At 57.0% G+C, this 10,957-nt stretch carries 9 protein-coding genes; 3 read left to right on the top strand and 6 right to left on the bottom strand.

The genetic code is table 11. The annotated features are described in order from the left end of the window. Positions 1-2,312, bottom strand: a 2,312-nt coding sequence (gene clpB, locus ABF979_RS08685) for an ATP-dependent chaperone ClpB (protein WP_415559167.1), incomplete at its 3' end; no start/stop codon positions are given. Between the two features lie 89 nt (positions 2,313-2,401). Then, the gene (locus tag ABF979_RS08680) at positions 2,402-3,481 is read right to left on the bottom strand and encodes an aldo/keto reductase (RefSeq protein ID WP_415559172.1); all 1,080 of its coding nucleotides are present in this window, start codon (positions 3,479-3,481) and stop codon (positions 2,402-2,404) included. A 186-nt stretch (positions 3,482-3,667) separates the two neighbouring features. Between ABF979_RS08680 and ABF979_RS08675 the strand changes: the two genes are divergently transcribed. Continuing rightward, positions 3,668-5,869 carry a DPP IV N-terminal domain-containing protein gene (locus tag ABF979_RS08675; protein ID WP_415559165.1) on the top strand — a complete coding sequence of 734 codons (2,202 nt, stop codon included), beginning with the start codon at positions 3,668-3,670 and terminating at the stop codon, positions 5,867-5,869. Here ABF979_RS08675 and ABF979_RS08670 read toward each other — a convergent pair. The 4 genes from ABF979_RS08670 to ABF979_RS08655 all read right to left on the bottom strand — a co-directional run bounded on the left by ABF979_RS08670 (position 5,866) and on the right by ABF979_RS08655 (position 9,250). Next, positions 5,866-6,426: a hypothetical protein gene (locus ABF979_RS08670; protein WP_415559163.1), complete on the bottom strand. Its 561-nt coding sequence runs from the start codon at positions 6,424-6,426 to the stop codon at positions 5,866-5,868. The two genes, ABF979_RS08675 and ABF979_RS08670, sit on opposite strands and share 4 nt — an antisense overlap. A 16-nt stretch (positions 6,427-6,442) precedes the next feature. Then, a complete protein-coding gene (locus ABF979_RS08665) occupies positions 6,443-7,834 on the bottom strand; it encodes a M20/M25/M40 family metallo-hydrolase (RefSeq protein ID WP_415559161.1) in 1,392 nt (463 codons plus the stop codon). 124 nt (positions 7,835-7,958) lie between these two features. Continuing rightward, positions 7,959-8,615, bottom strand: a complete 657-nt coding sequence (gene grxB / locus ABF979_RS08660) for a glutaredoxin 2 (protein ID WP_415559159.1) — start codon at positions 8,613-8,615, stop codon at positions 7,959-7,961. A 50-nt stretch (positions 8,616-8,665) separates the two neighbouring features. Beyond that, a complete protein-coding gene (locus ABF979_RS08655) occupies positions 8,666-9,250 on the bottom strand; it encodes a YqgE/AlgH family protein (RefSeq protein ID WP_046900835.1) in 585 nt (194 codons plus the stop codon). 70 nt (positions 9,251-9,320) lie between these two features. Between ABF979_RS08655 and ABF979_RS08650 the strand changes: the two genes are divergently transcribed. Further along, positions 9,321-10,076 carry an SDR family NAD(P)-dependent oxidoreductase gene (locus ABF979_RS08650; RefSeq protein WP_415559157.1) on the top strand — a complete coding sequence of 252 codons (756 nt, stop codon included), beginning with the start codon at positions 9,321-9,323 and terminating at the stop codon, positions 10,074-10,076. Continuing rightward, positions 10,066-10,944, top strand: coding sequence for a PPK2 family polyphosphate kinase (locus ABF979_RS08645; protein WP_415559155.1), 879 nt, complete (start codon positions 10,066-10,068; stop codon positions 10,942-10,944). The genes ABF979_RS08650 and ABF979_RS08645 overlap by 11 nt, the downstream gene beginning before the upstream one ends. Positions 10,945-10,957: the final 13 nt, after the last annotated feature.

The following is a 10,957-nucleotide window of genomic DNA, read 5'->3' as shown; positions in this document are numbered from 1 at the left end:
CGCTGCAGACGGGAGAACAGGATGATCTCATCCAGACGGTTCAGGAACTCGGGCCGGAAGTGATTGCGCACCACCTGCATGACCTGCGCCTGCACCAGTTCCGGCGATTCACCATCTTCCTGATTGGCTAGCACATCTGAACCAAGGTTACTCGTCAGAACGATGATCGTATTGCGGAAGTCCACAACACGTCCCTGCCCATCCGTCAGACGGCCATCATCGAGCACCTGAAGAAGGATGTTGAAGATGTCCTCATGGGCCTTCTCCACCTCATCAAACAGGATGACCTGATAAGGACGACGACGCACAGCTTCTGTCAGCACACCACCTTCGTCGTACCCGACATATCCCGGAGGTGCACCAATCAGGCGCGACACTGCATGCTTCTCCATGAATTCACTCATGTCGATCCGCAGCAGAGCCTTCTCGTCATCGAACAGGAACTGCGCCAGAGCCTTCGTCAGCTCGGTCTTGCCCACACCCGTCGGACCAAGGAACAGGAACGACCCAATCGGACGGTTCGGATCCTGAAGTCCTGCGCGGGCACGACGAACGGCATTAGAGACAGCCACAAGTGCCTGCTCCTGCCCGACCACACGCTCACGCAGCGTATCTTCCATCCGCATGAGCTTGGCACGCTCGCCTTCGAGCATCCGATCTACCGGAATACCCGTCCAGCGGGAGACAACCGATGCAATACCCTGATCCGTGACGCTATCTGCGAACAAGCCAGATTTGGATGCTGCGTCTTCCTCTTCCTGCGCTTTGGCAATCTGAGCTTCCAAGTTTGGAATCAGGCCGTACATCAGTTCGGAAGCCTTCGCGAGATTCCCCTGACGCTGCGCCACATCCACATCGGAGCGTGCTGTATCCAACTGCTCCTTCAGCTTCTGAATGGCGTTCACGCGATCTTTTTCGGCATGCCACTCGGCACCCATCGCATCGGACTGCTCTTCCAGATCTGCCAGTTCGGCCTCAAGAGCCTGCAGACGATCCTTGGACGCCGTGTCGTCTTCCTTACGGATGGCTTCACGCTCAATCTTCAGCTGAATGATGCGGCGATCGAGTTCGTCCAGAGCTTCCGGCTTGCTGTCAATCTGCATCCGCAGACGGCTGGCAGCCTCGTCAATCAGATCAATGGCCTTATCCGGCAGGAAGCGATCCGTAATGTAACGGTTGGAAAGCGTTGCAGCGGAGACGATGGCGTTATCCGTGATGCGCACACCATGGTGAAGTTCATACTTCTCCTTGATGCCACGCAGAATAGAGATCGTATCCGCAACAGATGGCTCACCGACGAAAACCGGCTGGAAACGACGGGCAAGCGCGGCGTCTTTCTCGATGTACTTGCGGTACTCATCGAGCGTCGTCGCACCAATACAGTGCAGCGTCCCGCGAGCAAGTTCCGGTTTGATAAGATTGGACGCATCCATCGCACCATCGGAACGGCCAGCGCCCACCAGCGTGTGCATCTCGTCAATGAAGAGAATAACCTCGCCTTCGGCCGTCTCAACTTCTTTGAGAACTGCCTTCAGACGCTCTTCAAACTCACCACGGAACTTCGCACCTGCAATCAGGGCGCCCATGTCGAGCGACATCAGTCTCTTGTTTCGGAGCGCTTCTGGCACATCGCCATTAACGATACGCAGCGCCAGACCCTCAACGATTGCGGTCTTACCAACGCCTGGCTCACCAATCAGAACCGGATTGTTTTTGCTGCGGCGGGCCAGAACCTGAATGGTGCGCCGGATTTCTTCATCACGGCCAATCACCGGGTCGAGCTTGCCAGCCTGGGCGATCGCCGTAACGTCACGCGCATACTTCTTCAGCGCATCAAACGTATTCTCGGCAGATGCGCTGGTCACTGTCCGCCCCTTGCGGATCTGTGCAACAGCACGTTCCAGCGCAGAGGCATCGGCCTTTCCTTCAACCAGTGCTTTACCTGCGGCTGATCCGCTCGCAGCAATGGCCACGAGCAGGCGGTCCTGCGCAACATGGCTGTCACCTGCGGCTTTTGCAGCGGCTTCAGCGGAGTCCAGCAGTCTGACGAAATCAGGCGTGGCTTGCGGCTGACCTGCACCGCCGCCCTGAACCTTCGGGAGCTTGGCAAGTGCTGCGTCATTGGCAGTCTGAACAACTTTTGGATCACCACCCGCAGCCCGAATAAGGCCGGATGCGGCGCCCTGATCATCATCCAGCAGGGCCTTGAGCAGATGTTCCGGCGTCAACTGCTGATGGTAGTCTCGAAGGGCAATAGTCTGTGCGGCCTGAAGGAAACCCTGGCTCCGCTCAGTGAATTTCTGAATATCCATTCTAATATGTCCTCTCATGCCCCGTATCGGCGGCATATGGTGTCTCGGTCGCCCCCGAAGGCGACGACCGGTGATGAATATTTAGGCACTCATTTTTTTGTTTCAAGGGCATCCCGATGACGTTTCGCTGGCCCGTGCAAGACCATGTCGGCCTCTGACAACCTGCCAAACGCATTCCGCTGCTGATGCCAGTACGGATAAATCAGATCCGGCGCACTGACATCGTCAAGCCGTGCGACTTGTGCCTTCGTCAGACGTAGCGATGCCGCAGCAAGATTATCCAGCAACTGGGCTTCCTTACGGGCTCCAATCACTACGGAAGTCACACCCGGTTTGTGCAGCAACCACGCCAGCGCAACGCGTGCAGGCGAGACATCGTGTTCCTCTGCGATCTCCACCAGCACCTCAACCGTATCGTAGAGTTTTTCGATATTGCGGACTTCCGGTTCTGGCCAACCCGAAATACGGCGGCTATCCGCAGGCGCCGTCTTCCCGCGACGATATTTGCCCGTCAGCAGCCCACAGGCCAGCGGGCTCCAGATCTGAACGCCCAGTCCTTGATCCACAGCGAGTGGCAGAAGCTCATATTCCGCATCCCGTGCTTCCAGAGAATAATAGATCTGTTCGGAGACCGGCGTGATGAGACGGTCCCGCTCTGCGGCAGACAGAAGCTTCATGGCCTGCCAGCCCGCAAAATTGGAAAGTCCCGCATAGCGGATCTTCCCCTGATCCCGAAGCGTCTGAAGTGCCTCCAGCGTCTCTTCAACCGGCGTCAGACCATCCCATTCATGCAGATAATAGAGATCGATATGGTCTCGTCCTAAACGGCGCAGGCTATCATCACAGGCATTCAGAATATGATGCCGCGACAGGCCCTCTTCGTTCGGCCCTTTGCCCGTCGGAAACCGGACTTTGCTGGTCACAAGCAGTTCCCGGCTTCTGCCTTTCAGAACACGGCCAAGGATCTCTTCGGCTTCTCCGCCCGAATAAGCATCGGCTGTATCAAACATGTTGACGCCATGCTCGACACAGAGATCCACCATTCGTGTGGCCTCTGAGACGTCAACATTGCCGGTGGAAGCGAAATCGCCCTGCCCTCCGAACGTCACAGAGCCAAAATTGAGTGCGGAAATTTTCAGGCCGGAGCGACCTAGCTGACGATACTGCATATCCATCAGGTTCCTCTTCTGAGACAGACCATGACACACAACACCTCAACGGTGGATCAGTCCCGGTAAAATCGGCCCTGCTCTCATCATCGTGAGCAAGGCGACTTCTCATGCTCGTGCACTCTGTTCAGGAACGACAGGTCAGTCCATGATTGATGTCAAAACCTTTCCTGTCCCGGAGCCGCCATGCCGTCATTCCGTCTCCGCAGAGCCCTGCTGTCCTGCGCGTTCCTGTCTTCCCTGCTTCCCGCCTTACCGGCCATGGCCTCCGAACCTGCATCATGCATGCTCGATCTTGCCAAAACACGGAATGGAACACTGGGTCTGCCCACACGATCAGAAGTGACACCGGACGGACATTCGGTTCTCTTCCTGCGTTCTGGCCCGTTCGACACACGCCTGCATCTGTTTCGCTACGATCTGCCTGACCATTCGCTGCACGAACTTGCCGCCCCGGAAGCGGGTCCAGAACACTTGTCCGTTGAAGAGAAAGCCCGGCGAGAGCGCGCCCGTCAGTCCATGTCTGGCATCACCGACTATCAGATGAGCGAAGATGGCGGCACGATCCTGGCATCTCAGGGTGGACGCCTCATCCGCATTGCTGCCGATGACGGCCGGGTATCTTCCGTTGATGGCAACTGGATCGCCCCCCGTCTTTCTCCGGACGGGCAGACCATTGCCGCAGTGCGGGACAATGACCTCTACGCGGTCAATCTGGTGACAGGCGCCGAAACACGCCTGACCACTACAGGCACAGAAACGCTGACCAATGGGTTGGCCGAATTTGCCGCAGCAGAAGAACTGGAACGCCCGGATGGCGCCTGGTGGTCTCCGGACAGTCAGACCGTGCTGTTCGAAGAAGCTGATTCAGGCAACGTCGAAAAACATTACATCACCAATCCAGAGACGCCGCAGGCGGCTCCGGTCGAGTTCCGTTATCCTCGCGCCGGCACGCCCAATGCACGAACACGTTTTGGTCTCACCAGCATCAAAGGCGGAGACGTTCGCTGGATTGGCTGGGATCATGAAGCATGGCCCTACATGGCGCGTGCGGTCTGGCGGAAGAACGGTGGCCTGTTCCTTGTTCTGCTCAACCGGGAACAGACGCAGGAACAGGTTCTGTCCGTTGATCCAGCCACAGGCAAAACGACGCTCCTCCTCGCAGAAAGCGACAAGGCCTGGCTCAATCTTGATCCGCGAGACGCCGGTGGCAGCCATGCCTTACCCGTCGTACTGAATGGCCAACAGGGTTTCCTTTGGGCCTCGGAGCGCGGAAAGACGTGGCAGCTTGAACATCACGCTGCAGATGGGTCCCTGAAGCGGGTTTTGACGCCCGATACCCTGCCTTACGTCGCGTTCAATGATTACGACGCAGACAGCAACAGCGTTGTCGTGACGGTACGCCCGAACCGGATTGATAACGAGGTCGTCCGGATTTCACTCGCGGACGGCAAGATCACTCCGGTCATCACAGAGCCGGGCATCCACAATGTCCATTTCACCAATGGCACCCATCGCCTGCTGGTCGATGCGTTTGCCGCCGCTGACGGAAGTCGGCGCACTCTTCTGCGAGACGCAAAAGGAAAAATCCTGGCCAGCCTCCCGGGTATTGCGCAGCCCCCTCACCTTCCCGTCCACGTCCAGTTCACCACGGCCGGGGAACGACAACTCGATGCCGCGATCATCCGGCCAGAGCATTTCCAGAAGGGCCATCACTATCCGGTCGTGTTGTCCGTCTATGGCGGCCCCGGCGTAAAGCTGGTGCACGATACACCGTCGAGCTTTCTGGAAGACCAGTGCCTCGCCAATCAGGGCTATGTCGTTGTCACGCTGGATGGACGCGGCACTCTGGGCCGGGATCATGACTTTGAACGTGCCATCAAAGGCAACCTGATCGATGCTCCCCTTCAGGACCAAATCGATGGCTTGCAAGGGCTAGGCAAAACCTACCCTGAACTCGATCTTTCACGGGTGGGTGTTTATGGCTGGTCTTTCGGGGGCTACTTCACGGCAATGGCCACCATCCGCCGTCCGGACGTCTTCAAAGTTGGCGTTGCAGGTGCACCCCCTGTCGATTTCGCCGATTACGACACCGCCTATACCGAACGCTATCTGAACACCCCGCAGAACGACCCGGAAGGATATCGCAAAAGCAACGTCCTAACCTATGCGGACGGCCTGAAACGCCCCCTTCTGGTCATGCATGGCCTGACAGACGACAACGTGTACTTTGAAAATACCATGAAGCTGACACAGGCCCTTCTGAAAGCCGGGAAACCTTACGATCTCCTTCTGCTTCCCGGAACGCATATGCTGCCTGATCCGCTCTTACGCGCGCGCGTAAGCCAGCGTCGTGCAGAGTTCCTGGGTGACGCTTTAAAGCCCTAAGGTTGATCTGCCTGGGCAGCATGATCCGAATGATTCGGAGAGGCGGCCCAGGCTTTCAACGCGGCCCGATATTCCCGCGATGCTTTGAGCCTTGGCAAATAGGTAATAGCCCGGCGGCTGGATGCCGGAAATGTCTGCCCATCAAACAGTCCCCGCGCTCCACAGTGCCCGGCCCGGCAAGCACCGTCAGCGTCCTGCAAAACAATATCTTTCCCAGCCCGGCGAACCGTCAGGCGACAGGGCTTCTCGCCTGCCATGAAGGGTGGCTCCTGATATACTAGAGCCTCTCCCTCCATGCGGCCGACGCCTGACAGGGAACACATGTGCCCATTGAAGAACTGTGTTTCTATTCGCAGATAGGTCGCCTCGGCGTCGACGGGCACAACCTCCAGAACATTGTCGCTCCAATAGGTATCACCTGAAACATCACCGTTTTTGAAATGCGTACTGTACCGCCCTGAGAGCTGATTTTGTTCAGAAACGGGCCGCCCCATCGCGGCATGAGCCATCGTCGCTCCCGCCAGAACCACGCCCACACAGACAGCAACACTACGCATCTACAAAGTTTTCCTCTTAGTGAGACAGCTCCGGAATCAAAACCAGAAGCGCATCCATTGCGGGACCAACGGCGGAAACCGGCGTCCGTTCATTCAGTCCATGCATGAAGGAGTCTGAATTCTTGATGAAGATCGGGCTGATGCCATAGCTGGGAACACCATGAGAGCGGAACCACATGCTGTCGCTCGCTCCGGATGACATGGCTGCAAAGACCGGCACGCCCGGATAAGCCGCGTGAATGGCGGCATCAATCGCATGCACCACATCAGGCCGCATGGGAGATGCAGCAGTTTCAACAGACCCTTCTGTCGCGTCTTCAATCTTCATACCCGGGTCCTGCGCCGCGTCTCGCAGCTCAGCCATGATCGAAGCCCGGGAGTGCCCCGGAAAGATGCGACAATTGATATTAGCCGTCGCCCGCTGTGGAAGCGCATTAAGCGCATGACCACCTTCAATCATCGTGACCACACAGGTTGTGCCAATCCGCCCCACAAAGGACGGGTCAGCCGATAGCGTGGCAATGGCCTTTTCATTGGCTGGATTGGCTGCGAACGCTTTCATGGCAGCCGCAATATCAGGCTTTTGCCAGCGGGCCGCGTTGACAAAGAAACTACGGCTCAGGTCATTCACTTCCGGTTTGAAGCGATGTTGCTGGATCCGCAGAAGATCCGCACTCAGCTCATCAATGGCATTGACGGATCTCGGCTCCGAAGAGTGACCACCGGGGTTCGTCACGGTCAGACGGAAATCAGCGTAGGTTTTTTCCGCACCTTCCCATGTGAAATAATCTGGCTTCCCCGTCTTTTCATCCAACGTGCCATTAGCCCCGTCCATGTTCAGAACAAGTTCGGCATTGGACAACTTGTCAGCGATGATGGCGCCAGTTGCCATCGTCGTCTCTTCATCTCCCGAGAACTCGATGATGATATCCCGGCGGGGCACATATCCTTCTTTTTTCAGCTCCAGCAGAGCAGAAATAGCCAGTGTGTCATCCAGCTTCATGTCCGTTGAGCCACGGCCTAGAAGATAGCCATTTTCAATCTGTGGTTTGAAAGGATCATGCGTCCAGTCAGACGCCTTGGCTTCAACCACATCCATATGGCCGGAAATCACCAGCGGTTTGAGAGACGAATCACGGCCAGGCCAACGGGCAATCAGATACGCTGTATCCTTGTAGGGCGTGATCGTCACATCCGCAGGCGCAAAACCTCCCTTAACCAGAGCCTCCCGGAAAAGGGCTGCGACCTGTGGTGTCTGGTTGGCAGGCCCCGCGACCGATCGCAGAGCGATGGCCTGTTCAGCAAGGTTCAGGGCCTGCGTTGCGGCGTCATGATGCTGGGGAGCTGCAGCAAGCACGCTCCCGCTCATCAGGGCCAGTAACAATCCTGCGCCAATCATATTCCGCATCGTCTTCTCCTGCATCAGATGCGAAATCGTAACCATACGGACAGTGGATGCCTAGCCGGGGCGTTGCAGGACATTTCCATCCATCCGGCGAGACGGTTTCAAGATGTCCTGCAATTACCTTCCCTCAGGCCGCGAACCCATCCAGCAGGCTCACACCGGATTTTTCAGACATGGCCTGACGGTAAGCCTCAACCCCGAGCGGGTAACGCAGTCCTTTGATGAGTGACATGCTGTGAAGCTGGGCAAACAGATGAATATCATCTGTGGAAAGCGTGCCATTCACGGCTTCAGGAGACTGGATCAGGGGTTCGAGCTCTCCCAGCAATGCGTTCAGCTCTGCAATTTCCTTTGAGCCATCTGCCAGAATTTCCCAGAACGGGCCGGTAGATTCTTCCTTGCGGCGAATGAAGGCCGCCCGGGAAGACGTCGTCGCGAATTCAGGCAAGGGTGCGCAAACTGCGCGCGGCAGGAAGAGCCGATACGTGGCCTTGCTACTGGCACGCAGCCAGTCTGCAATGTCCTTGCGAACCGGCCCGTTCAGAACCGGCGCGCCCACTCCATCAATATGGGAGACGATATCCATGCTCTCCGGCATGTATCGACCATTCTCCTCCAGAATCGGGACAACCTTTCTCCCAACCATACTGATCGGGCCAGCTTCGTCGTCATTCAGGAAAATACGCTTCTCGAACGGGATGTTTTTCAGGCCAAAAATCATCATGGCCTTCACGCAGAACGGGCAGTGCTCATAAACGTGAAGGATACGGGTTGTCTGATTCATGATCTGAAAATCCTCATGTCTGTCAAAAGTCGTTGCTCCGAATAAATCGGTCAGGCTTCACCCATAGCGGAGGAGAGCAGCAGCGGATCAATATTGATGGCCGCCAGTGCCTTCCCCCATTTTTTCGAATGATCCATGCCAAAGACAATCTCATCACTGGCCGGCGCAACCAGCCATGAACTATCCCGCAGAATCTCTTCTTCAAGCTGACCAGGGGCCCAAGACGCATGGCCAATAGCCATCAATGCCCGCTTGGGCCCCTGCCCCGCAGCAAGTTCCCGCAGCACATCCAGACTGGCCGTCAACGTCGCCTGATCATTGACGCCCAGGCTGCCCTCTCCATTCCAGTCTGTCGAATGCAGAACAAACCCATGTGAATGATCGACGGGGCCACCCATACAGACGGCAATCCGGCGTTCCGGAGGGTTCGGCTCGATTCCGAGCTGCGCAAATAGATCATCCAAACCCGGCTGGGCCAGACGACGGTTGATAATCAGCCCCATTGCCCCGTCTTCGGGGGAGTGAGCACAGAGATAGATCACGCTCTGGGCGAAGACTGTCTCCGCCAGTTGCGGCGCCGCAACCAGGAGCATGCCTGTCAGGTTGTCATTCTGTCCGGCGAGTGTTTTCTTCATTCTCTACAAATGGGTGCATCTCGTGCCTCTTTGCAAGCGTTCCCATGTCGAGAGTTTTATGGAGGTCTTCATGTCCCTTACCGTTCTCGTGACCGGTGCCACTGCCGGCTTCGGACACGCCATCGCCACGCGCCTCGTGCAGGATGGTCACCGCGTCATCGCGACAGGAAGACGGGCAGAACGTCTTGAAGCCCTGAAAGTCGAACTCGGGGAAAATCTTCTCCCCTTCCCTCTGGACATGACGGACCGCGACGCACTCCGCGCACTGCCGGGCAGCCTGCCGGAAAACTGGCGAACCGTGGACGTTCTGGTCAACAACGCCGGCCTTGCACTCGGTATGGAGCCAGCACAGGAAGCCAAGATCGATAACTGGGAAACGATGATCGCCACCAACGTCTCCGGTCTGGTGGAAATGACCCACGCCCTGTTGCCCGGAATGGTTGAGCGCAACTCCGGATATGTCATCATGCTCGGCAGCACGGCGGGCCTCTACCCCTACACTGGCGGCAACGTTTATGGCGCCACCAAAGCATTCGTAAGGCAGTTCAGCCAGAATCTGCGGACGGATCTTCTGGGCAAGCGCATCCGTGTCACAGATATTGAACCCGGCCTTTGCGGCGGAAGCGAATTCAGCTCCGTTCGCCTCAAGGACGATGGCAAGGCCGCAGCAGTTTACAAGGACACCACACCCCTCACGCCCCACGACATCGCAGAAACAGTATCATGGCTCGTGGGGCTGCCGTGGCACATGAACGTCAACACAATGGAGATCATGCCTGTCTGTCAGGCTTCTGGTGGGCTGGCGGTGAACCGTCATGTCGGCTGAAAGCGGTATTCCCTCGCGCCTGACAATTACGGACGGCACCAAGTTCAAGCTGGCTGACTTCAGAACCGATGACCGGATTGGGCACGACAAGAAAAGTGCCCATACCCGCATCCGGGACTGCGTGGACCGGATGGCTATCCTGCAAGGACGTCTGGCCGCGCACGGAGAACACGGAATTCTGGTCGTGCTGCAAGGCATGGATACGGCAGGAAAGGATGGCGCTATCCGCCACGCCTTTTCCGGCCTGAACCCACAGGGCTTTCACGTCACATCCTTCAAAACCCCAGCCGGAGCAGCAGAAAAGCGTGATGACCTGTGGCGTGTGCATCTGATGGCGCCGGCCCGAGGCGAAATCGCAGTTTTCAATCGCAGCCACTATGAAGATGTTCTGATTGCCCGCGTCCATCCGGATATCGTCAAAGCACGCGGGCTTAACCCCGATGAGCCCGGCTTCTGGGACCGGAGACTGGCAGACATCCGGCACTTCGAAAGCTACCTGACGCATCAGAACGTCGTTATTCTGAAGCTCTTCCTGCATATCTCTGCGGACGAGCAGAAGAAACGTATTCTCAAACGCCTGACCCAGCCCGAAAGGCGCTGGAAGTTTTCACCTTCCGATCTGGCAGAACGTGGGAAGTGGCCTGATTACACCAAGGCCTATGAGGCAGCGATACAGGCAACATCCACTCCGGAAGCCCCCTGGCACATCATTCCCGCTGACCACAAATGGGCAGCCCGGCTGATGGTCGCGGAAGCGCTGTTGGAAACCATGGAAAAGCTTCATCTCAAAGTACCTGAAGAGAAGCTCTCCGATACGTTAAGGGCTGCACGTGATGCCCTGCTCGCAGAAGGGTCCTCCAAGACCTGAAAAGAAAAAACCC

Source organism: Gluconobacter sp., from assembly GCF_047723935.1.
In the GTDB taxonomy this organism is placed as follows: Bacteria; Pseudomonadota; Alphaproteobacteria; order Acetobacterales; family Acetobacteraceae; genus Gluconobacter.
This window is presented reverse-complemented; position numbering and strand designations above follow the sequence as displayed.

What these genes read in the sequence shown, in the direction of transcription:
- ABF979_RS08680 (WP_415559172.1), bottom strand. Translation starts at nt 3,481, where the DNA reads ATGCAGTATCGTCAGCTAGGTCGCTCCGGCCTGAAAATTTCCGCACTC.
- ABF979_RS08675 (WP_415559165.1), top strand. Translation starts at nt 3,668, where the DNA reads ATGCCGTCATTCCGTCTCCGCAGAGCCCTGCTGTCCTGCGCGTTCCTG.
- ABF979_RS08670 (WP_415559163.1), bottom strand. Translation starts at nt 6,426, where the DNA reads ATGCGTAGTGTTGCTGTCTGTGTGGGCGTGGTTCTGGCGGGAGCGACG.
- ABF979_RS08665 (WP_415559161.1), bottom strand. Translation starts at nt 7,834, where the DNA reads ATGCGGAATATGATTGGCGCAGGATTGTTACTGGCCCTGATGAGCGGG.
- grxB (WP_415559159.1), bottom strand. Translation starts at nt 8,615, where the DNA reads ATGAATCAGACAACCCGTATCCTTCACGTTTATGAGCACTGCCCGTTC.
- ABF979_RS08655 (WP_046900835.1), bottom strand. Translation starts at nt 9,250, where the DNA reads ATGAAGAAAACACTCGCCGGACAGAATGACAACCTGACAGGCATGCTC.
- ABF979_RS08650 (WP_415559157.1), top strand. Translation starts at nt 9,321, where the DNA reads ATGTCCCTTACCGTTCTCGTGACCGGTGCCACTGCCGGCTTCGGACAC.
- ABF979_RS08645 (WP_415559155.1), top strand. Translation starts at nt 10,066, where the DNA reads ATGTCGGCTGAAAGCGGTATTCCCTCGCGCCTGACAATTACGGACGGC.